The organism is Gordonia sp. DT30 (assembly GCF_049844915.1).
In the GTDB taxonomy this organism is placed as follows: domain Bacteria; phylum Actinomycetota; class Actinomycetes; order Mycobacteriales; family Mycobacteriaceae; genus Gordonia.
Genome location: NZ_JBNCLY010000010.1, coordinates 104,990 through 126,755, shown reverse-complemented (window position 1 = coordinate 126,755; position 21,766 = coordinate 104,990). Strand labels below are relative to the sequence as shown.

The 21,766-nt window shown below is 67.4% G+C and carries 22 protein-coding genes; 6 read left to right on the top strand and 16 right to left on the bottom strand.

The features are described 5' to 3' along the window. Positions 1-7: 7 nt before the first annotated feature. On the bottom strand, positions 8-316 hold the full coding sequence (locus ACLQ3C_RS11935) for a DUF4229 domain-containing protein (protein WP_425705276.1): 309 nt from the start codon (positions 314-316) through the stop codon (positions 8-10). Positions 317-676: 360 nt separating this feature from the next. Here ACLQ3C_RS11935 and ACLQ3C_RS11930 point away from each other — a divergent pair, with 360 nt between their 5' ends. Both ACLQ3C_RS11930 and ACLQ3C_RS11925 read left to right on the top strand, forming a co-directional pair. Then, positions 677-898: a BldC family transcriptional regulator gene (locus tag ACLQ3C_RS11930; RefSeq protein WP_425705275.1), complete on the top strand. Its 222-nt coding sequence runs from the start codon at positions 677-679 to the stop codon at positions 896-898. An 89-nt stretch (positions 899-987) separates the two neighbouring features. Next, complete coding sequence (locus ACLQ3C_RS11925) at positions 988-1,215, top strand: hypothetical protein (protein ID WP_425705274.1); 228 nt, start codon at positions 988-990, stop codon at positions 1,213-1,215. A 69-nt stretch (positions 1,216-1,284) separates the two neighbouring features. Here the strand turns inward: ACLQ3C_RS11925 and ccsB are convergent, their stop codons facing one another. From ccsB to ACLQ3C_RS11885, 8 genes are all read right to left on the bottom strand, one after another. After that, a complete protein-coding gene (gene ccsB, locus ACLQ3C_RS11920; RefSeq protein ID WP_425705273.1) occupies positions 1,285-2,307 on the bottom strand; it encodes a c-type cytochrome biogenesis protein CcsB in 1,023 nt (340 codons plus the stop codon). 48 nt (positions 2,308-2,355) lie between these two features. Then, positions 2,356-4,056 carry a cytochrome c biogenesis protein ResB gene (gene resB / locus ACLQ3C_RS11915; RefSeq protein ID WP_425705272.1) on the bottom strand — a complete coding sequence of 567 codons (1,701 nt, stop codon included), beginning with the start codon at positions 4,054-4,056 and terminating at the stop codon, positions 2,356-2,358. Then, a complete protein-coding gene (locus ACLQ3C_RS11910) occupies positions 4,053-4,841 on the bottom strand; it encodes a cytochrome c biogenesis CcdA family protein (protein ID WP_425705271.1) in 789 nt (262 codons plus the stop codon). The genes resB and ACLQ3C_RS11910 overlap by 4 nt, the downstream gene beginning before the upstream one ends. Beyond that, positions 4,838-5,494: a TlpA family protein disulfide reductase gene (locus ACLQ3C_RS11905; protein WP_425705270.1), complete on the bottom strand. Its 657-nt coding sequence runs from the start codon at positions 5,492-5,494 to the stop codon at positions 4,838-4,840. The genes ACLQ3C_RS11910 and ACLQ3C_RS11905 overlap by 4 nt, the downstream gene beginning before the upstream one ends. 111 nt (positions 5,495-5,605) lie before the next feature. Further along, on the bottom strand, positions 5,606-6,232 hold the full coding sequence (locus ACLQ3C_RS11900; protein ID WP_425705269.1) for a histidine phosphatase family protein: 627 nt from the start codon (positions 6,230-6,232) through the stop codon (positions 5,606-5,608). After that, positions 6,232-7,575 carry a glutamate-1-semialdehyde 2,1-aminomutase gene (gene hemL / locus ACLQ3C_RS11895; protein WP_425705268.1) on the bottom strand — a complete coding sequence of 448 codons (1,344 nt, stop codon included), beginning with the start codon at positions 7,573-7,575 and terminating at the stop codon, positions 6,232-6,234. Before hemL ends, ACLQ3C_RS11900 begins: the two co-directional genes overlap by 1 nt. Positions 7,576-7,816: 241 nt before the next feature. After that, positions 7,817-8,707, bottom strand: a complete 891-nt coding sequence (locus tag ACLQ3C_RS11890; RefSeq protein WP_425705267.1) for an endonuclease domain-containing protein — start codon at positions 8,705-8,707, stop codon at positions 7,817-7,819. Positions 8,708-8,828: 121 nt separating this feature from the next. Next, complete coding sequence (locus ACLQ3C_RS11885) at positions 8,829-9,788, bottom strand: SGNH/GDSL hydrolase family protein (RefSeq protein WP_425705266.1); 960 nt, start codon at positions 9,786-9,788, stop codon at positions 8,829-8,831. A 102-nt stretch (positions 9,789-9,890) separates the two neighbouring features. Here ACLQ3C_RS11885 and ACLQ3C_RS11880 point away from each other — a divergent pair, with 102 nt between their 5' ends. Both ACLQ3C_RS11880 and ACLQ3C_RS11875 read left to right on the top strand, forming a co-directional pair. Beyond that, on the top strand, positions 9,891-11,849 hold the full coding sequence (locus tag ACLQ3C_RS11880; protein ID WP_425705304.1) for a primary-amine oxidase: 1,959 nt from the start codon (positions 9,891-9,893) through the stop codon (positions 11,847-11,849). 119 nt (positions 11,850-11,968) lie between these two features. Next, positions 11,969-12,532, top strand: coding sequence for a YdcF family protein (locus tag ACLQ3C_RS11875; protein ID WP_425705265.1), 564 nt, complete (start codon positions 11,969-11,971; stop codon positions 12,530-12,532). A gap of 67 nt (positions 12,533-12,599) precedes the next feature. Here ACLQ3C_RS11875 and ACLQ3C_RS11870 read toward each other — a convergent pair whose 3' ends face one another. Both ACLQ3C_RS11870 and ACLQ3C_RS11865 read right to left on the bottom strand, forming a co-directional pair. Beyond that, the gene (locus tag ACLQ3C_RS11870; protein ID WP_425705264.1) at positions 12,600-13,763 is read right to left on the bottom strand and encodes an acyl-CoA dehydrogenase; all 1,164 of its coding nucleotides are present in this window, start codon (positions 13,761-13,763) and stop codon (positions 12,600-12,602) included. Between the two features lie 99 nt (positions 13,764-13,862). After that, the gene (locus ACLQ3C_RS11865; protein WP_425705263.1) at positions 13,863-14,585 is read right to left on the bottom strand and encodes a TetR/AcrR family transcriptional regulator; all 723 of its coding nucleotides are present in this window, start codon (positions 14,583-14,585) and stop codon (positions 13,863-13,865) included. A 75-nt stretch (positions 14,586-14,660) separates the two neighbouring features. On the opposite strand from ACLQ3C_RS11865, the gene ACLQ3C_RS11860 reads away from it, so the two are divergent. Continuing rightward, positions 14,661-15,050 carry a hypothetical protein gene (locus ACLQ3C_RS11860; RefSeq protein WP_425705262.1) on the top strand — a complete coding sequence of 130 codons (390 nt, stop codon included), beginning with the start codon at positions 14,661-14,663 and terminating at the stop codon, positions 15,048-15,050. A gap of 9 nt (positions 15,051-15,059) precedes the next feature. On the opposite strand, the gene ACLQ3C_RS11855 is transcribed toward ACLQ3C_RS11860, so the two are convergent. Further along, positions 15,060-16,745, bottom strand: a complete 1,686-nt coding sequence (locus tag ACLQ3C_RS11855; RefSeq protein ID WP_425705261.1) for an AMP-binding protein — start codon at positions 16,743-16,745, stop codon at positions 15,060-15,062. Positions 16,746-16,911: 166 nt separating this feature from the next. Here ACLQ3C_RS11855 and ACLQ3C_RS11850 point away from each other — a divergent pair, with 166 nt between their 5' ends. After that, positions 16,912-18,966, top strand: a complete 2,055-nt coding sequence (locus ACLQ3C_RS11850) for an acyl-CoA dehydrogenase (protein ID WP_425705260.1) — start codon at positions 16,912-16,914, stop codon at positions 18,964-18,966. Positions 18,967-18,974: 8 nt separating this feature from the next. On the opposite strand, the gene ACLQ3C_RS11845 is transcribed toward ACLQ3C_RS11850, so the two are convergent. From ACLQ3C_RS11845 to ACLQ3C_RS11830, 4 genes are read right to left on the bottom strand one after another with little or no spacing between them, the layout of a single operon-like run. Further along, a complete protein-coding gene (locus ACLQ3C_RS11845) occupies positions 18,975-19,532 on the bottom strand; it encodes a DUF6328 family protein (RefSeq protein WP_425705259.1) in 558 nt (185 codons plus the stop codon). Positions 19,533-19,589: 57 nt separating this feature from the next. Then, entirely contained in the window at positions 19,590-20,282 is a 693-nt protein-coding gene (locus ACLQ3C_RS11840) for a hypothetical protein (protein WP_425705258.1), read from the bottom strand. Then, positions 20,279-20,812, bottom strand: a complete 534-nt coding sequence (locus tag ACLQ3C_RS11835) for a hypothetical protein (protein WP_425705257.1) — start codon at positions 20,810-20,812, stop codon at positions 20,279-20,281. Before ACLQ3C_RS11835 ends, ACLQ3C_RS11840 begins: the two co-directional genes overlap by 4 nt. Then, positions 20,793-21,584, bottom strand: coding sequence for a hypothetical protein (locus ACLQ3C_RS11830; protein ID WP_425705256.1), 792 nt, complete (start codon positions 21,582-21,584; stop codon positions 20,793-20,795). Before ACLQ3C_RS11830 ends, ACLQ3C_RS11835 begins: the two co-directional genes overlap by 20 nt. Between the last annotated feature and the right edge of the window lie 182 nt (positions 21,585-21,766).

Sequence of the window (21,766 nt, the reverse complement as noted above, 5' to 3'; positions counted from 1 at the left end):
CGCGAACTCAGCTGTCGCTGCCGCGCAGGCGCGACTGCAGTTCTTCGTGGCGGCGCCGGCGCTGCGCATCGACGGTGGAGATCTGCGTGTTGACGCGGGTGCGCAGCGATTTGAACAGCATCATGCCCAGCGGCAACGCGATCAGGACCCCGAATACCGCGGCCACCAACACCGGAACGTTGACACCTGCCAGCTTGCCGACCCCGACGATGATCGCGGCGACCACGACCACCAGCACCAGACGCGCCAGGGTGTACAGGCCGATGGACACCACGAGAGCGCCCACACCCACCTGCTTCTTCTGCTCTTCACTCACGCTGACCAGGGTACGTGCCGGTTTTCGGCCCGCTCGGCTGGCCCGACCCCGCGCCGGCCGGCGATGGAACTATGGCGTGCGGCTATGGCGACGGCCGAGACGATTATTGTCGCGGCCGTCGCCATAGCCGCACGCTATATTCTCACCAAGGTTGTCACCGGTGCCGGCAAAGGCCGAGTAAAAGGTACTGGTCCACGGACTGCGCAGGTCACAAGGCTCTTTACGCTCTCTTTACCTGCTGCTGACGGTTCGAGTACCTGGGCGATTTGCGTGTATTCATGGAGTCGACGCGCAACGGGCGCGTGAGTGGCCGCCGAACGAAATGGTTCGCGGCCAGAACACACGAGGGAGCCCCCCACCATGACCGCCATTCACTCCAACCCTGCCGCAGTCATCACCCCGGGCATCGCCAGCCAGCACACGCTGACTCCCGGACAGGTCGCCGCCATGTTCAACGTCAACCCCAAGACCGTCGCACGCTGGGCGAGTTCCGGACTTCTCGGCTCGATCCGCACGCCGGGCGGTCATCGGCGTTTCCGCGAGGAAGACGTCGTCGCGTTGCTCAACCGTCGCATCTCCTGACCCCGACTCCCGCTGTACCCGGACCGGCCGTCGGCCGGTCGGTCTACCCGGCGCCCGCCGTCACGTAAGCTGACGGCTGGGAGGTTGCCATGGCGTTTTTGCTCACGTTGGTCGGCATCATGGCCGTCGGTTATCTGTTGTGGCGCTCGTTCGGCCCGCAGCTGACCGAAGAGGAGGCGTCCGACGACGCCAGGCGGGTCACGACCGTCAAGCGCCGTCCGCGCCGTCCGGTGGGCCCCGACGACGATCCCGAGTTCCTGATGGATCTCGACCGTCGTACGCGCGGCCCCAACGGTTCCGACACCGACGACACCTAGTCAGGATTCAACGAGCGCGCCCCCGCCGATCACGATCGGCGGGGGCGCGCTCGTCAAGTCAGGTGTGTCTCAGAGCCCGGCGTAGGAGTGCAGTCCGGAGACCACCAGGTTGATGATGAACAGGTTGAACAGCAGCGCCACGAAGCCGGCGACGTTGACCCATGCCGCCGCGGTGCTGCGCCAGCCGGCCGTCGCCCGCGCATGCAGGTAGGCGGCATAGATCACCCAGGCGATGAACGAGACGGTCTCCTTGGGGTCCCAACCCCAGAACCGTCCCCATGCCGACTCGGCCCAGATGGCACCGCAGATGACGCCGAGCCCGAACAGCGGGAAGCCGAACACCACGCATTTGTAGGCGAGACGGTCGAGGGCGTCGGCGCCCGGGATGTGCGCGACCAGCCGCATCACCGGACCCATGAAGCCGGTCTGGGTGCGTTCGGCCTCCTCGGCCTTGGCACCCCACTGCATCTTCACCAGGTAGAGCACGCTGGCCACGCCGGACACCAGCAGGACGCCGGAACTGATCGAGATGATCGAGACGTGAATGGCCAGCCAGTAGGACTTCAGGGCGGGCACCACCGGCGCGGCCTGGGTGTAGAGCCAGCGGCCGCCGATGAACATCAGCAACGTCACCGGCAGCAACACGAACGACAGCAACGGGCGGTTCGCCGGTTTGCGCAGCACCACCACGCCGGCGACCACACAGGCCGCGCACGTCAGCGAGATGAACTCGTACATGTTGCCCCACGGCGGCCGGTCGACGGCCAAGCCGCGGGTGATGATCGACGCGAGGTGGGCGGCCAGGCCGAGGAAGACCACGGGATAGGCCATGGCGCCGAGCTTTTCGGAGAAGCTGCGCCGGGCGGTGGAATCGGTGATCTTGCCGGGGGTGCGGTCGGCGGCGGCCGGTCCGGCGGCCGAGCCCACGGCCGCACCGACGAGTTCCTTCGAGGCGAGGCGACGGCTGCGCGCACCGGCCAGCGCGGCCAGGAACAGCAGCATCGCCAGCACGTAGATGGTGATCGCGGTCCCGAACAGCAGGTCGGAGTACCGGGCCATCGTCGCGTCGATGTGCTCTGCACCAGTGTTCATCGATTCACCTCGTCTACTCGTGTGTGCCGACCGTGCGCGGCCGCACGTCTAGAGCCTGCGCAATCGCGACTTGCGTTTCGCCCCATCAGGCTCCAACAGTCCGGCTGCCTGCTCCTCGAAGCCCTCGCCCCAACCGGCTTGGTCGGTGCGGGCGAGGCCGCCGATTTCTACTACCGTACGTCGTTTCCCGTCGTCGGTGCCCGGCTGCCCCGGATCGGCTGGGATCAGCCGCACCCAGATCCGGCGTCGGCGCACCAGCAGCGACACCAGCAGTCCGATCAGCATCACCACCGCCGAGGCCAGCACCCAGCCCTGCGTCGGGTCGTGGGAGATCTGCACCGAGACCCACCGCTGGTAGCCGTCGAAGCTGACGACGGTGCCGTCGGCCAGCCGCGTGCTCTGCCCCTTGGCCAGGTTCACCTGCGCCTGCCGCTGCAATCGGCCCTGATCGACCAGGCTCTGATCGAGCGAGTAGGCATTCTGCGGCATGCCGGTGTCCAGGCCGGTGTCGCCCTTGTAGATGCGGATGGCCACCTGCGGGTCCTTCGGCGCCGGCGACGACGAACTCAGCAGCGTCCCTTGATAGTCCGCGGTCGGGGCGAACAAACCCTCGATGGCGATCTGATTCTTGCGGCGCACGTCCTCATCGGGATAGAGGCCGGCCGGGGTGTCGAAGCGCACCGCACCCGTCGACAGCATCGTCTGCATGTCGTTGGGAGCGAACAATGCGGTCTGGGTGCGCTTCTCGCCGTTGGGGAAGGTCACGGTGAAGGTGGGCGCGAAGCCGTTGCCGAGCACGTAGACGCGATCGCCGGCAACGCGCAGCGGGTCGTTGACCTTGACCGACCGGTTGTGCCAGTCCCCGGCCGCGGTGCCGATGCCCTTGGTGTAGGACATCTGCGCGTTGTACATGTCGGGCTGCCCGTTGGGCAGGAAGGTCGCCGAGAAGGAATTGACCTTGATGCAGAACGGGTTGAGGTCGGTGCCGTCGACCATCGCGCCGGCCCGGAACGAGTCGTAGACCGCGGTCGAGGTGTTGCACAATCCCTCGCCGTCGGCGACCAGACTGCGGGTGCCCTCGTAGCCGTAGAGCTTGCCCACCGCGAGCGACACCAGCAGTGCCAGCAACGCGAAATGGAAGACCAGGTTGCCGAACTCGCGCAGATATCCCTTCTCCGCGGAGACCTCGACGATGGGACCGGCGGTGCTCGCGTCCCGGTCGGTGGGTTCGCGGACGACGGTGTTGCGCCGCCAGCCACGCAGATTCGCCGAGACGCGGTCGGCGATGTCCTCCGGGTCACCGTCGACGGTGGTCGAGATGTGCCGCGGCAGTCGGCCGAGATTACGCGGCGCGGCAACGGGTTTGGCGCGCAAACTCTTGGCGTGCTCGATCAGGCGCGGCGTCAGGCAGCCCACCAGCGAGACGAACAGCAGCACATAGATCGCGGTGAACCAGGCGCTGGAGAACACGTCGAACAGCTGCAGCTTGTCCATCCACGTGCCGAAGGTGCCGTGGTCGGCGATGTAGCGCAACGTCTTCTGCTCGTTGAGTTTGCGCTGCGGGAGCAGGGCGCCCGGGATCGCGGCGAGCGCGAGCAGGAACAGCAGCACCAGCGCGGTGCGCATCGACGTCAACGACCGCCACAGATTGCGCAACGGCCACAGGACCCGACGGAAGACCCAGTGCGGCCTCGACGGCGGCTGCGGCGCGGCGGGACGGTCGGCGACCGCGGTGTCGGCGCGCGTCATACCGGCAACACCGCATCGGTGATGAAGGCGTCGCGCACCCACACGATGAACTGATCCCACAGTCCGGTGACCAACGCGATACCCACGAGGATCAGCATGACACCTCCGAAGATCTGGATCGCCCGCGCATGCGCACGCAACCAGCCCAGGCTGCGCAGTGCCCACGCCGACGAGAACGCCAGGATGACGAACGGGATACCAAGTCCCAGGCAGTAGGCGACGATCAGGGTGACGCCCTTGGCGGCGGTGGCGCCCTCGGTGCCCGACGCGGTGGCGATGACCGCGGCCAGTGTCGGCCCGAGACACGGCGTCCAGCCGAGCGCGAACACCGCACCGAGCAGCGGGGCGCCGACGATGTTGGACACCAGCCGCGGAGCCATCCGCACCTCGCGCTGCATCATCGGGACCAGGCCGATGAACACCAGCCCCATCAGGATGGTCACCACCCCGCCGATACGTTGCAGCAGTTCGTGATTGACGATGACGGTGCTGGTGATCCCCAGGACGGTGGCGGTCGCGGCGACGAAGACGACGGTGAAGCCGAGCACGAACAGCAACGCGGCCACCGCGACGCGCGACCGGCCGCGTTTGGCGGGTTCGCCGACGGTCACCGCGGGCGCCTCCGCGCCGACGAGCCCCGCCAGATACGACAGATAACCGGGCACGAGCGGCACCACACACGGCGAGGCGAACGACACCATGCCGGCGACCGCCGCGGCGGCGACGCCGAGCAGCAGTGGCCCGGAGGACACCGTGTCGGCGAAGGTCTGTCCGATTCCGCTCACTGCGGCACCCCGTTCGGGGCCGCCGTGGTGGTGGCCGCGGGGATCGCGGATGCGGCTGTGCTGCCCGGCACCGGTGGCTCGGCGACGACCCGCGCGACGGCGGCACCGAGTTCGTCGGCGCTGACCGCACGCAGGAACACCGCGGCCGGGCGATGCTGCCGGTCGAGCACGATGGTCGTCGGCACCACCGACGTCGGGGTGGTCAATGCGGCCAGCGACGCCCCCGGAAAGTCGTAGATGGACGGATAGCCGATCTTGCGGTCGGTCACGAAATCCTGTGCGCTCTGGTGGTCGTCGCGCAGATTGATGCCGAGGAACTCGACGCCGTCGGCCTTGTACTTCGCGTAGACCTGTTCGAGCGCGGCAGACTCACCGCGGCACGGCCCGCACCACGAGCCCCACACATTGATCACGACGGCCTTGTCGGCGAAGCGCTGATCGCTGAGCGCCAACGGTTTTCCGGTCAGCAGGTCGTCACCGGAGACCTCGGCGATGTGCTTGCGGTCGGCGGGATCGTAGGTGATGACCGTCTGCCCATCCGGCGAGACGAACTGGAAGGTGTCGCCCTGTGACACCGCGTCGTCGCCGGTGCCACATCCGGCCAATGCGACGACTGCGGCCAACGAGAAGAACAGTGCGAGAAAGACTTTCACCACAACTCGGACACCGCGGCGCGGGCTGCGGGGGCGGCGACCACGAAGGGGCGTCGCGGACACACCACGACCACCACGATCCTGCACCCTCACGCGTTCACACTCTCCTCGTCAGGCCCCGGTCGCGAGCGGATCCGACGCACCGGCCGGCTCCGAATAGATGATGTCGACGAGCGCGTCGTCGTCGTAGATCAGGCTGGTCAACGACGCAAGCGAGCATTGCCGACGACGAGGGTCGTGCCAGAGCCGCTGCCCCTCGAGGAAGCGACGCAACGTGAAGACCGGGAGCTGATGGCTGACGCAGACCGCCTCGTGGCCGCGGGCGGCGTCGCGGGCCTTGTTGGCCGCGGCGAGCATCCGGTGGGCGAGCTGGATGTAGGGCTCACCCCACGACGGGGTGAACGGGTCGCGCAGTTTGGGCCAGTGCCGCGGCTTGCGCAGCGCGCCGTCGCCGACCGAGACTCGCAGGCCCTCGAAGATGTTGTCGGCCTCGATGAGCTCGTCGTTGGTGAGGATCGGGAGTTCGTGCGCGGCCGCGATCGGGCCTGCGGTCTCTTGCGCACGTTGCAGCGGGGAGGCGAACACGGCGGTGACGTCGTGGTCGGCGAGCGCGTCGGCGACCTTGCGGGCCTGCGCGCGGCCGGTGTCGGAGAGATGGAATCCGGGTAGCCGTCCGTAGAGGATGGCGTCGGGATTGTGCACCTCGCCGTGGCGCATCATGTGAACGATCGTGTGCATCAGTTCTCCCCGGGACTGGGCGGCCGAGCCGCGGCCGCGGCCCGCGCGGCCGCCGGCAGTGCGTCGGCAATTCGTGAGAAAGCATCCTCGTCAAGTGCCGCCGAGACAAACCAGGCCTCGAACGCGCTGGGCGGCGGATACACGCCGGCGTCGAGAAGTTCGTGGAAGAACGGGGCGAAACGCCAGGTCTGGGTGGCCTTCACGCCCGCGTAGTCGACGATCCGGGTGTCGGCGGCATCGGCTGTGGTGAAGAACACACTGAGCAGGTTGCCCGCCTTCTGCACCCGGTGTGCCACGCCTGCCCCGGTGAGCGCGCCGGTGAGCAACCCGGCGAGGCGGTCGGCGTTGGCGTCGAGGGTGGCGTAGACCGCGGCGTCGGCGGTGCGCAGGGTGGCCAGGCCGCCGGCGACCGCGACCGGATTCCCCGACAGGGTGCCCGCCTGATAGACGGGGCCGGTCGGCGCGAGGCGCTCCATGATGTCGGCGCGACCACCGAAGGCGGCGGCGGGCAGGCCACCGCTCATGACCTTGCCGAAGGTGTAGAGGTCGGCGCCGACGCCCTCGAGCCCGTACCAGCCGGCCGGGCTGACCCGGAATCCGGTCATGACCTCGTCGATGATCAGCAGTGCGCCGTGACGGTGGGTGAGGTCGCGCAGGCCGGCGTTGAATCCGTCGAGCGGGGCGATCGCGCCCATGTTGCCTGCGGCGGCCTCGGTGATGACGGCGGCGATGTCGTCGCCGAACTCCTCGAAGGCCCTGGCGACGGCCGGCAAGTCGTTGTAGGGCAGCACGACGGTGTCGTGGGCGGCGGCGCCGGTGACGCCGGGGCTGGTCGGCAGGCCGAGGGTGGCCACGCCCGACCCGGCGTCGGCGAGCAGGGCGTCGACGTGGCCGTGGTAGCACCCGGCGAACTTGATGATCTTGGGGCGGCCGGTGAAGCCGCGGGCCAGGCGGACCGCCGACATGGTGGCTTCGGTGCCGGAGTTGACCAGGCGCACGCGCTCGACCGGGTCGACGCGATCGATGATCTCCTCGGCGAGTTCGATCTCGGATTCGGTGGGCGCGCCGAACGACAATCCGCCGGATGCGGCGCGCTGCACGGCGTCGACGACCGCCGGATGCGCGTGGCCCAGGATCATCGGCCCCCACGAGGAGACCAGGTCGACGTAGGTGTTGCCGTCGACGTCGGTCAGTCGGCAGCCCTGCGCGGAGGCGATGAAGCGCGGATCGCCACCGACCGCGGAGAACGCGCGGACCGGCGAATTGACCCCGCCCGGGATCGCGAGTTGGGCCCGGGCGAACAGCTCACTGGACTTCACGGCGACGTCGGCGGATCTGCTCACGGCCTCCAGTGTTCCAAATGGAGCACGGCGAGAGAAATTCGGCCTGGTCAGGGTCCTGAGACGAATATGAGAGACAACTATGGCGAGGTCTCGGAAGCGGGCCAGGTCGGCCGGCCACACAACCACGCGAAGGTGCCCTCGACCGCCGGCACATCACAGGACAGGGCCTGCGGCGAATATGAGATGCAGCTATAGCGACGGCCGAGACGATAACCGTCTCGGCCGTCGCCATAGCCGCACGTTATAGTTCGACCTCCAGGACACGAGCCAGCTCACCCGGCAGCGCGACCGCCCGAATGTGCGCCCGCCGACGGATCAGGTCGTCGATGATGCCCTCGACCGTCGGCCACTGGTACATCACCTTCCTGAAGGAGAACCGGATGGGCAGGTAGCCGCGACGGATGGCCTCCGCGTCACGCTGCCGATCCCTTTCGCGTTGCTCGGGAGTGCGGTCGTGAAATCTTTCGCTGTCGATCTCCACGATCAGCCGCCTCCCGATGAGGAAGTCGACGCGCCCGACCCCCTCGATCTCGACCTGCATCCGGAACCGGATGCCCTTCCGCCCGATCCGCGAGCCGAAGATCGACTCGGCCCCCGACTCCGCGACACCGTCACATCTGGCGAGCAGCTCCCGGGTACGGGCGGGGGCGGAGGCGAAGACCACCTCGAGGTCGGCCATCTCCAGAAGACCTTGGCGCAGAATCGAATCGCAGGCAGCGATGATCTCCTCGCCCGGTAGACAACGCAGCGCATGACGCAGCGCGGTGGGCACGTCGTCGAGTGGATATCGCTCGGGCAGCGGTTCGCCGTGCTGGCGGCAGAGCGGCCGCTTGCCACGGTTCGCCGCCGTCCGGCGTCCCCGCAGGTGAATGTCGGCGGTCGGCATGACCCACACCCCATGCAGGTCGAGTGCGGTCACGCAGCTGCACACACCGCCGGCGGTGACCGCTTGCACCACCGCCGGGTGGGCATACACCGTCGCGTACCAGGAGCGCCGAAGACAGCGGAGCGTGCCGTCGCGGACGAGCGCCTTGACGTTCGATTGGATGAATCCCCGTCGCGACAGCTCGGCGTAGTCGAAGACTCCGCGCCAGTGATCGGTCTCGTCGTGGGCGAGGGCAGCAAGATCCATGCGCGCAGTCTGACCGGTCCGGCGCCCCTCGACCCGATACAGAGTCGGTGAACGACCGTCCACTGTGGACGGAGGTGATTCTGTGGACAGCCACTCTCCCGGTTCGCCACTCCCGGTTCCCTCAGTGCTCCAGCGCGGACTCGACCTGCTCGGCGATCCCTTGATGTCCGCGGGCGTTGGGATGCACGGTGATCCGGGCGGTGGTCCCCTCTTGCGGTTCGATCCAGCGGGCGGCGCCGGCGCACGCGTCGTGTCCGTCGGAGACGTGGGACATGTCGACGTAGGTGACACCGCTCTGGACCGCCGCACGCCGGATGGCGTCGTTGAGGTCGGACTGCAAGCTGCGCAGGTAGGCGACGTCGCCGGGTGCGATCCGCATCGCGGGATAGCAGCCCTGCGTCGGCGGCAGAATCCACGGGTAGCCGATGATGAGCACCCGCGCGTGCGGGGCGCGCTCACGTACCTGCTTCAGGGCGTCGACGAGGGCCGGGTAGATCTCGGAATCGATGGGCGCCGACAACTCGGTGCCGTAGCGGTCTCGGCACGGCGATCCGGTCGGGACGCCGCCGCCGGCTTCTGCGGCGGCCGCGTCACCGCATTTGCCGATCGCACCACCGAAGGTGTTCTCGTCGTTGCCGCCGAGCATCATGGTGACAAGTCGCGTCTGAGGTCCGAGCGCGTCGAGTTGCGGTGGTACACCGAAGTATTGGCTGGTACTCACGTCGGCCGTGCCCGCACCGGCGCAACTCGCGTCGGTCAGCGCCACGCCACGCTGCGTGGCGACGAGGTGCGCGAAGTTCACCGCGGAGCGCTGACAGAGGAACGGTGAACCACCCTGCACCGGGAGCACCCCGGCGCCCGCGGCATAGCTGTCGCCGAGATTGACATACGGCGCCGAGGCCACCCCAGCACTCGATGCGGGCGACGCGGGGGCGGCCGGGGATGAGCGCGAACCTGTTGTGGAGGAATCGTTTTCGCCGGCACATCCGGCGAGGGTCAGCGCGAGCACCAGCGCACACAGCGCTGCCCGACGCGAACTGGCGCGACGTCGAATGGCTGGGCGCCGGGGGATCGTCGACACCCGTCGACCGTACCCCGGACCGGCCACGTCATCGACCCGTCGCGTCGCCGATCTGGGCGTACGCTGTGAAAACATCACGGCTCATGTTTGCCCCGATCAGGAATCACCGCGAGACAAGGACACCGCATGCATCCGCTCGATCCACTGTCGGCCAACGAATTCCGCACGGTGACCACGGTACTGGCGCGCGAGCAGGGCGTCGGCGATGGTTGGCGTTACACCTCCATCGAGTTGGCCGAACCGTCCAAGTCCGAGCTCGCGGCGTATGAGTCCGACGGCACCGTCCCACCGCGGCGCGCCGAGGTGACCTGCCTCGACACCGGACAGAACCTCACCTACAAGTCGTTTGTCTCGCTCACCGGCGACACCGTCGAGTCGTTCGAGAACGTGCCCGGCGTGCAGGCGAATTTCACCGTCGACGAGTACGAGGAATGCGATCGGGTGCTGCGTGCACATCCCGACGTGCAGGCCGCGTTGGCACGCCGCGGCATCATCGACCTGGACCTGGTGTTCATGGACACCTGGACCTACGGTGGCGCACTGATTCCCGAGGAGTTCAGCGGCCGGCGACTCGGCTGGTCGGATACCTGGATCCGCAATGCCGAGGGCTCCAACCCGTACGCGAATCCCGTTGCGGGGCTGCACTGCGTGATCGACGTGAACACGATGGAACTGCTGCGCATCGAGGACGCCGGCGCCGGCGCCGAGAAGCCGCAGGTGATGGGCGAGTATGTGCCGCGGCACATTCCGCAACGCATCCGGGACGCGTTCACGCGGCTGCCGCTCGAGCCACTGGAGATCACTCAGCCGAACGGGCCGTCCTTCACGCTCGACGGCAATCTGCTGACGTGGCAGAACTGGTCGCTGCGGGTGGGTTTCAACCACCGCGAGGGCATGACACTGCATTCGGTGCGCTACCGCGACGGCGGGCGTCAGCGGTCGGTCGCGCACCGGATGTCGTTCGCGGAGATGGTGGTTCCCTATCGCGACCACAGTGAGGATCACTACCGGCGGACGGCGTTCGACATCGGCGAGTGGGGTCTGGGTTTCATGACGACCTCGCTGGAACTCGGCTGCGATTGTCTCGGTGAGATCCGCTATCTGGATGCGGTGCTACACAACAGTGCCGGGGAGCCGCACACCATCACCAATGCGATCTGCATCCACGAGGAGGACAACGGCGTGCTGTGGAAGCACGTCGATGCCGACGCCGGCGCCGAGGTCCGCCGGATGCGCAGGCTGACGGTGAGTTTCCATGTGACCGTGGCCAATTACGAGTACCTCGTGTATTGGCGGTTCTATCAGGACGGCAATATCGAGTGCGAGGTACGTGCCACCGGGATCATGGTGACCACTCCGTTGCCGCCCGGGATGTCGAGTTATCCGAACGGCACCGTCGTCGACGACCGCACGTATGCCCCCTTCCACCAGCACTTCCTGGTTGCGCGCCTCGACATCGACATCGACGGCGCCGACAACACCGTGTTCGCCTCCGAGACGGTACCGGAGCCGATGGGTCCTGGCAATCCTCTGGGACTGTCGCTGACACAGCGAAATACGGCGCTGCGCACCGAAAATGACGGAATGCAGGATCCAGACTTTGCGACGCAGAAGAGTTGGAAGATCGTCAACACCAATGTCACCACCGGCCTCGGTGCGCATCCCGCGTACAAGCTGACGCCCACCGGCGCCATACCGTCGATGTTCGATCCCGCCTCACCGGTCTTCCAGCGTGCCACCGTGATCGGCCACACCCTCTGGGTGACCCCGAACAGCCCCCAGGAGCGTTGGCCCGCAGGCGAATTCGTCAATCAGTCGGTACGCGACACCGGCATCGCGGAGTGGACCAAGAACAACCGGCCGATCGAGAACACCGACGTCGTCCTGTGGTATGTCTTCGGAATCCACCACATCACCCGTCCCGAGGACTGGCCGGTGATGCCGTCGGATGTGGTGTCGTTCTGGCTCAAGCCGTTCGGCTTCTTCGATCGCAATCCGTCGCTCGACGTCGAAGGGTCGCCGGCGACACACTGCCACCACCACGATTCCGGGAACCACTGATCCGGAACCACTGATCGGGAGCACTGATCGGGGGCGCTGATCGGTTCGGTGCAGCGCGACGACCAGCGCTGTTGCCCAAACGCTGGATTTACAAACGGTACATTTGTACACTGCCCGCCATGCGCCTTCGAATCTTCTTGGTATCAATGGCAATTCTGGTCAGTGCAGCTCTGGCCAGTGGTGTGTGCGGGTCTGTGGCACGCGCTGACGTGCAGCCGGAGAACGCCTCCGGCCCGCAGTCACCTAACAGCGTGTTCCTCTGGCAGAACCCGATTGGGCACTTCATCGTGGTACTCGGGGCCAAGATGGGAACACACGGGGAGACGCCGAATATTCTCAACGAGCGTCTCGACGTCGCTGCTCAGCTCGCCCGGACGCATCCCGCGAACCGGGTGATCGTGTCGGGAGGCAACACCTGGTGGTTGCCGGTCTCCGAGGCGCAATTCATGAACGTGGGGCTGATGAAACGTGGTGTGCCGATGTGGCAGATGGTCAACGAGGGCACCTCGACGAGCACCGTGCAGAACGCCACCAACACCGTCGGCATGCTCAAGGCGATGGGTGCGACCGGCGCGGTGATCGTCACGAACGGATTCCACATGCCGCGCGCGCTGGGCGATTTCCGCGCCGCGGCCAAGGATGATCACGCGAACCTCGAGTTCCGTACCGCCGTCGCGGGGTGAGCTCGCGGAGATGAAGCACGGTGAGGCGCCCCGCGGGGTGGGGCGCCTCACCGCAGTTTGTGCCGGGTCAGCGCAGCAGCGCGCGGCTCATCACGACCCGCTGAATCTGGTTGGTGCCCTCGTAGATCTGGGTGATCTTGGCGTCGCGCATCATCCGCTCGACCGGGAAGTCACGGGTGTAGCCGGCACCGCCGAAGAGCTGCACGGCGTCGGTGGTGACCTCCATGGCGACGTCGGAGGCGAAGCACTTCGACGCGGAGCTGATGAAGCCGAGGTTCTTCTCGCCGCGCTCGGCGCGGGCGGCCGAGGTGTACACCATGAGGCGGGCGGCCTCGACCTTCATGGCCATGTCGGCGATCATGAATTCGACCCCCTGGAACGAGCTGATCGATTTACCGAACTGCTTGCGGTCCTTGACATAGGCAATCGCCTGGTCGAGCGCGCCCTGCGCGATGCCGACGGCCTGCGCGCCGATGGTCGGACGGGTGTGGTCGAGGGTCTGCAGCGCGGTCTTGAAACCGGTGCCCTCGCCGCCGATGATGCGGTCCTCGGGGATGGTGCAGTCTTCGAAGTACAGTTCGGCCGTCGGTGATCCCTTGATGCCGAGCTTCTTCTCCAGCGGGCCGACGGTGAAGCCCGGATCGTCCTTGTGCACCATGAACGCCGAGATGCCGTTGGCCCTCTTCTCGGGATCGGTCACCGCCATGACGGTGTACCAGGAGGACTTGCCGCCGTTGGTGATCCAGCATTTGGAGCCGTTGAGCACCCAGTTGCTGCCGTCCTTGCGGGCGCGGGTCTTCATCGCGGCGGCGTCGGAGCCGGCCTCGCGCTCGGACAGCGCGTAGGAGGCCATGGCCTCACCGGCGGCGATCGACGGCAGCACCTGCGCCTTGAGCTCGTCGGAGCCGTTGAGGATCAGGCCCATGGTGCCGAGCTTGTTGACGGCGGGGATCAGCGACGCCGATGCATCGACCCGGGCGACCTCTTCGATGACGATGCATGCGGCGACCGAGTCGGCGCCCTGCCCGTCGTACTGCTCGGGCACGTGAATCGCATTGAAGCCACTGGCGACGAGGGCGTCGAGGGCCTCCTGCGGGAACCGCGCCTTCTCGTCGACGTCGGCGGCGTGCGGCTCGATCTCCTTCTCGGCGAGAGCGCGGATCGCCTCACGTAGGGCGACGTGCTCCTCGGGCAGTTCGAACACGTTGAAATCGGGATTACCAAAACCCATGGTAGCTGCTCCTCACAGTTCTCCGGCACTGCGTGCCAGGATCGCGATGTCATTCCAGTTCATCATGGCACGCAGTGCCATGTCAATCTGCGGTCTTCTCTATTGTCCCTGTTTGTGCTGGTCGAGCTGCAGTTGTCGGCGAACTGCATCGGCGATGGCCTCGGGATCAGTGCCCGGCGAGTAGGACACCACCGCCACCGCGGCCTGCCCGGTCGGCGGCTGGGCGTCGATGTCGGCGGCGGCACCGAGTGCCAACCGAACGCGTCGGAGCTCGCTGCGCAGCCGGTCCAGCGTCGCGTCGGCGTCGCCGCGGATCATCGAGCGCAGCAGATAGTTGTGCACCGACGTCACCGCCGCGGAGTAGCCGACGATCCGCACCGGCGATTCGCCGGGCAGACGCCGGCGCAGAAAACCTTCGAACACCCGCTGGTAGCGGTAGGTGGTGACGAGTTCGCGCTCACGCAGGGCCGGCACCCGGGTGACCACCTGCAGACGTCGGACGGCGAGGTCGCGCGTCGTGAGGAAGTGGGTGAACACGATCTCCGCCGCAGCACAGACCATCGACCACGGGTCGGCGCCGGGATCGTCCGCGGGTCCGAGCCGCTCGGCGACCTGGGCGATCAACGCCTCGTGGTCGGCGAAGATCATGTCCTCCTTCGAGCGGAACTGGCGGAACAGCGTGCGCCGCGACACCCCGGCGGCGGCCGCGATCTGATCGACCGTCGTCGACTCATAGCCGTTCTCGCTGAACAATCGGATCGACGCGGCGACCACCTGGGTCCGCAGGTCGACCGGATCGACGGTCGTGTCACTCGGTGCCATGGGTCCAGTATTGCCTGTCGCGCTGCGGGCCGGTGGCGTCATTCGGCCCGCCGACCAGGGCTCGCTGCTGTCGGGGTGCTCGCGGCATGCGCTGCCACGTTGTTCGCCGGCGACGTGGCGGTGACCGTGGCCGCGACCATATTCATGGTCGTATTCATGGCGTTCTTCGGGTGCCTCATGGTCGGCACGATCATGCTGGTGAGCCGTAGTCGGATGCGCCGGTTGGTGCCGGCGGGTACGCCGATGTCCGCGGAGTTCACGCCGTTGTGGATCGGCCACCGGGTCGGAGCCACGTACTCGGTGATCCCGCTGGAGAGATTCGACCGGGTGGTGGCCGGCCCGACGGTGGTGATGCTGTGCACGCGTCGGCGTCCCGTCGTGCTGTTGCCGCGGGAACTGGTGCCGCCGCAGGTGATCGCCGATTACGAGTCCCGCTACGGGCGGAGTGGTCGACCCGGGCGATGACCGGGATGCTCAGTCGCCGTCGGCTTTTCGACGCAGTTCGAACTTGAGGACCTTGCCGGTGGAGGTGCGGGGCAACTCGTCGGCGAAGATGATGTCGCGGGGCACCTTGTAACCGGCGAGCAGGGTCTTGGCGTGCGCGATGAGGTCGTCGGCACGCAGCTCGGCTCCCGGCTCACGCAACACGTAGGCGCGCGGCCGTTCGCCCCATTTCTCGTCGGGCACACCGATGACGGCGACGTCGAGCACTGCGTCGTGGCTGACCAGGGCCTGCTCGACCTCGATGGTGGAGATGTTCTCGCCGCCGGAGATGATGATGTCCTTGGCGCGGTCGCGTAGTTGGAGGTAGCCGTCGGGATGCATGACGCCGAGGTCGCCGGTGTGAAACCAGCCGCCGGCGAACGCTTTTCGGGTGGCGTCCGGGTCGCGGAAGTATCCGGCCATCACATTGTTGCCGCGTAAGACGATCTCGCCCATGGTTTCTCCGTCGGCGGGCACGTCGGCAAGCGGCAGCACATCGCGCTCGACGACGCGTGCGGCGTCGGCCTGCACCATGCCCACACCCTGGCGGGAGAGCTTCGCGGCCCGCTCGCCGGGGGGCAGATCGGCCCAGGCGTCCTGGAATTCGCAGATCGTGTACGGCCCATACACCTCGGTCAGTCCGTAGACGTGGACGACGCCGATGCCGAGCGCCTCGAGCCGGCCGATGACGGTCGGGCTCGGTGGCGCGCCGGCAGTGGTGATGCGCAGCGGGCGGTCGAGGCGATGTGCGCGTGGCGATCCGGCGATCGTGGTGCACACCGTGGGTGCCCCGTCCAGGTGGGTGATCCCCAGATCGTCGATGGCGTCCCACACCGCGTCGGCGCGGACGGCGCGCAGGCACACGTGGGTCGCCGACGCCTGCGTGACCGCCCACGGGGTGCACCAGCCGTTGCAGTGGAACATCGGCAGCGTCCACAGATAGCGGCTCTGCCCGGTGAACTGTTGATGGAAGGTCTCGCCGAAGGAGTTCAGGTACGCACCGCGGTGGGTGTACATGACGCCCTTGGGTTTTCCGGTGGTGCCGGAGGTGTAGTTGATCGTGATGACGGCGTCCTCGTCGTCGACCGTCCACGGGAGAGGCTTCGAGCCGGACCCGGAATTATTTGCGAGAGAGAGGAATCCATCGTATGCGTAGAGCCCGGGAATTCCGGATGCATCGAGTTCGCCCGGGGTGGGGCCGAATTCGGGATCGGTGATCTCGACGGCGGTGGTGAGGTCGGCGATCTCGTCGACGATCAGCGACACCGTGTGACGGAATTCGGCGTCGAAGAACAAGGTTGTGACGCCGGCGTGGTTGAGGATGTAGACCAGCTCGGGTCCGGCCAGGCGGGAGTTGAGGGCGACGAGCACCCCACCGGCCAGCGGCACCGCATAGTGGGCGATGAGCATCTCGGGGATGTTGGGTGCGAGGTAGGCGATCCGCTCACCGGGGGCGATGCGGCTCTCGAGGACTCGGGCGAGGCGCTGCACCTCGTCGGCGAGCTCGGCGTAGGTGGCGCTGCGCCGACCGTAGATGACCGCGGTGCGCTCGGGAAACACGTCCGCGGAGCGCTCGAGGAACCGCAGCGGAGTGAGCTCGGAGCGGTTGGCGGTGCCGCTGTCGATGCGGCCGAACTCGGCGACACCGGTGCTCGAGTGATTTTCCGAGGCGGCCATATTCTCTCCTCATCATCGGCGCGGCGGCCCCGGGAACAAGGGGTGAGGGCTGCCACGGGCGGCGCGACTTGCGTCTACCGATCACACCACACCGCGTCACCGCCGAACGTGACATCGGTCCGCCAAAGCTCCGCTGCCGATCTGGTCCGGGCCGTACCGTGGAGACATGTCGACTCCTACCGAATCGCCGGCCGCCAACCCCGATGACACCGCGAGCAGCTCGAGTACCGCCGCGCCCACCAGTGTCGATGTCCCGAGTCACGGGAACTCCGCCGAGCTCGACGACGCCGCCCGCGAGCTACTCGTCGAGGGGCTGCGCCGCACGCTGGACGGCCGGTGGCAGGCCACCCGCGACAGCGTGCGGGAACGCTCCGACCGATCGGATCTGCTGCCCGATCCGGCGCGCACCATCGACGAGGCCCGCGCCCGCGTACTCGAGGAGATGCGCGAATTGTCGTCGCAGGGATTCGCGGCGGCGGGCTTTGCCGCCGATCACGGCGGCACCGGCGACATCGGCGCGTCGATCACCGCGATCGAGATGCTCGGCTACGCCGATCTGTCGCTGATGGTCAAGGCCGGTGTGCAGTGGGGGCTGTTCGGTGGGGCCATCGAGAACCTGGGCACCGAACGCCATCACGACCGGTACGTCGCCGACATCATCAGCCTCGACCTGCTCGGCTGCTTCGCCATGACCGAGACCGGTCACGGCTCCAATGTGCAGGCGCTCGAGACCACCGCCACCTATGACCCGCAGACCCGCGAGTACGTCGTCGACTCCCCCACCCCGTCGGCACGCAAGGACTACATCGGCGGTGCGGCGGCGCACGCGCGGGTGGCGGCGGTGTTCGCGCAACTGATCACGGCCGGGCCCGGTGAAGGGCCGCAAGACCATGGGGTGCACTGCTTCGTCGTACCGATCCGCGACGAGAACGGCGCCGATCTGCCGGGGGTGACGACGAGCGACTGCGGCCACAAGGGCGGCCTCGACGGCGTCGACAACGGGCGGATCCTGTTCGACCACGTACGCATCCCGGCCGAGAACCTGCTCAACCGCTACGCCGACGTCGACGCCGACGGCACCTATCACTCGCCCATCGAGAACCCGAATCGGCGGTTCTTCACCATGCTCGGCACCTTGATCCGCGGCCGGGTGTCGGTGGCGGCGACGGCCGGGGCGGCCGGGCGCAAGGCACTCACGCTCGCCACCCGCTACGGGACGATCCGTAAACAGTTCGAGGCCCCCGACTCCGACGACGAGATCACCGTCCTGGACTATCTGGGCCATCAGCGAAAGCTGTTGCCGCTCATCGCGAAGTCGTATGCCATCACGTGTACCCAGAACGAGTTGGTCGCCGAGCTGCACGACGTGGAGTCGGCCGCGCCGGACGATTCCGACGCGGGCCGTCAGCGTCAACTCGAGAGTTCGGCAGCCGGGCTGAAGGCCTACAGCACCTGGCACGCGTCGCATGCGGTGAACGTGTGCCGCGAGGCGTGTGGTGGCGCCGGCTACATGGACGAGAACCAGCTGTCGATCATGCGCGGCGACATCGATGTCTTCACCACCTTCGAGGGCGACAACACGGTGCTCACCCAGCTGGTGGCCAAGGAGCTGCTCTCGGCGTATGCCGATGACGTGCAAGGACTTTCCGCCGGCGGCTGGGTGCGTTTCATCGCCGGTATGGCGCGCGACGTCGTCGTCGAGAAGACTGCGGCGCGTCAGGTGATCCAGACCTTGTTGGAGAGTTCCGACGAGGACACCGAGAAGTCGACGCTGACCGATCGGGGTACGCAGATCCGGTTGTTCCGCAATCGTGAAGACCACCTCGTGCGGACGTGTGCGCAGCGTCTGCGCCGGGCCACCGACGACGACAACGACGCCTTCGAGGTGTTCAACAAAGCCCAGGATCATCTGCTGAAAGTCGGTCGGGTACATACCGAACGGGTGGTGCTCGAGTCGTTCATCGAGGCGATCAACGAGTGCGACTCGAAGGCGGCCGCGGAATTACTCGGCAAGGTCTGTGACCTGTTCGTGTATTCGGCCATCGAGGACGATCTGGCGTGGTTCTTGATGCACCGGCACGTGTCGGTGGAGCGCGCCAAGGCGATCCGCCGCGGCGTCAACGAGCTGTGTCTCGAATTGCGGCCCTACGCAAGCATTCTCGTCGACGCCTTCGGAATCCCGGAGGAGCTCCTGGTGGCGCCGATGCTCGAGCACGGATAGTGGCGGGCTCAGCGGTGTGAACCGTCGGGCTCCCGGTCGGCATCGGTGTCCGACGCCTCGGCGCGTAGTCGAAGCGTGAACGGAAACACCAGCCAGCAGCCGAGGAACGCCACCAGCATGCAGGCGCCGGCCACGAAACCCGCGATCATGCCCGCGGTGGCGCCGAAGACGACGACCACCGCACCGGCGAGCGCGAGGCCCAGCAGGATCAGGCCGACGTAGGCGAGCCGGTGCGCGGAGGTGACGATGACGTCGAGCCGGTGTTGGCGGAACAATGCGCGGTGCAGTGCCACCGGCGCGGCGAGCAGGACGGCCGCGGCCATCGCGAACGACACCGTGACGAGATACGTCACGCGCAACGGCTCGTCGAGATCTTCGAAGCGGTTCTGAAACGGGAGCGTGAGCAGAAATCCGGTGAGGATCTGCACGCCGGTCTGGACCACGCGCAGTTCCTGGAGCAGCGCAGCCCAGTTGCGGTCGAGGCGTTCGGTCGTCGTCTCCGCGCGCTGCTCACGATTCCACTCGTCGTCGGAGGTGCGACGGGGGTCGGCGGGGTCGGGGCTCACGGTTCCATGGTGACAGCCCGGGCGGCGGCCGCACGTGCGAAATCGCGGCGCGGTCGGTCAGTCCGTGCTGGTGCTGGTGCCGCGGGGCGGTAGGCCGAGTTTGACCGCGGTGTGGGCCTCGGTGAGTTCGCTCCGAAAGCGGCCGACATCTCGGGCCCAGGCCTGCGCAAGTGAGCCGTCGGCGAGTTTGACGCCCACCCCGCGGCGACGGCGCGGCACCCCGGCCAGCTCACCGAGCGCCGATGCACTCTGCCAGTCCCGATGATCGGGTCCGTTGTTCTCGGGATAGATCGTGTCGATCTCGTCGAGCGCGATGATGCGGGCACCCTGTTTCAGGGTCAGCTCGGTGAGTTCGACGGAGACGTGTCGGCGGGCGGCGATCACCTGGATCGTCGAGAAACCGGTCACGATCAGCCCGAAGAAGCCGATCACCCACCAGTGCACCTGCCCGGGACCGGAGATCTCCATCGCGAGGACCGCGGCGACGAGTATCGGACCGATCGCGGTGACCCACCAGCTGCCGCCCGGCTCGTAGAACAGCATCTCGCCGCGGTCGGTGGGGATGGGATAGCGGTCGGCCTTGGCCGGGCTGTCCGCGGCGGGCGCGTCGTCGTCGGCGGGGGTCTCGCCTTCATCCTCGGCGTCGGCATCCGTCGCGTCGAGGTCGACGTCGTCGGTCGGAGTCACGGCTGGGGGGGTCTCGTCTGGGGTCTCGTCGTCGGGATCGTTGCCGCGTGCGCGGGCGGTCACGAGCGCGACCTGCCGCGCTTGTTGGCGTCGGCCTGCTTGGTGTCGCCCTTCTTGACGTCGGCCTTCTTGACGTTCGCCTTGGCGGTCCGGCCCGAGTTCTTGCCGGGCCGGGATTCATTCGCGGTGGCCGGGTCCTTGCCGGTGAACCAGGCGTCGCCCTGCGGGCGGTAGGCCAGCAACGAACCGAACAGCCCGATGATGCCCGCGATCAGCGCGAACGCGAGGATGGGCGCCAGGAAGCTGAGCACCAGCAGCATGATGACCGCGACGAGGGTGAGCGCGGCGAGCGAGGAGCGCCAGCGGATGTCGCCGGCGTAGGCGTTGGTGCCGAGGAAGCCGTAGGCGCCGCCGACGATCGCCACCACCACGCCGATGCCCACCGGGATGAGGGTCGGGCCCGAGAGGACCACGCCGAGCACGACGTAGACGATGCCGAGGATCACCAGTAGCGCGCCGGATACCAGCCAGCACCGATATGCCCAGGCCACGACGTTGGGGCGCTGGGCGGGGTCAGGCTTGTGGGTCGTCACGGGGCTGTTGTCCTTTGTCGTGCTGGCTGCTGTCGTCGGGCGGTGGGTCTGCGGCCGGTCGGCTCGGATCATCGTAGGGCGGATACTGTCCCGGGGTCGGGTAGCCCGGTGGGTACTGGCCGGGTGGTGGGTACTGGCCGTACGGGGACGGGTACTGGCTGCCGGGGTATTGGCCGGGGTATTGGCCGGGGGGAGGTGGGCCGTAACCGGGCGTCGGCGGATACGGCGGCGCGGTGGGCGTACGCGGCGCATGCCGGTAGGCGGCCATCTTCTTGCAGTAGGTGTCGGAATCGCGGCGCAACAGCAGCACCACCGCCCCGAGCGCGGCGACCCCACCGATGACGTTGGGGATCATCGCCCAGCGCGGATGGACGTCGCCGAAGATCGAGAACAACGTCGTGATCACGAGATAGAGACTCACGGCGCCGAGAATGAAGCGAGCCCAGTTGTATCCCTTGCGGGTGAGGATCAGCAGGACCACCGCGACCGCGATCTCGATGACCGTGGTCGCGACCACCAGACCGACCATCACGCCGGTCGAGGTGATCGTGTCGTATTCGGCCGTGCCCGGGCGGTAGCTGTCCTTGGCCATTTTGAGGTATGTATCGCGCGTGGTCCCGAAGGTGGCGACGACGGTGACGATGTGCGCAATGATCACCAGCAACCACAGCTCGGAGGCGATCACGATCGACTCGACGAGTTTCGGTTTCGAACCCTCCGGCTCGGCGGGCGGCGGACCGGTGCTGCGGCCCGGGTCGGTGGATGCTGACATGCTCCCAGCGTAGTGAACGCGGCGTGGGCGTGTTCGGCTCCCGGTCGAAACCGCCGACGGCGCCTCAGCGAGGTCGCGCTACCGAGGTGACCCGGCCCGTCACCTGCACGCCGACATATAACGTGCGGCTATAGCGACGGCCACGACAATAATCGTCTCGACCGTCGCTATAGCCGCATCTC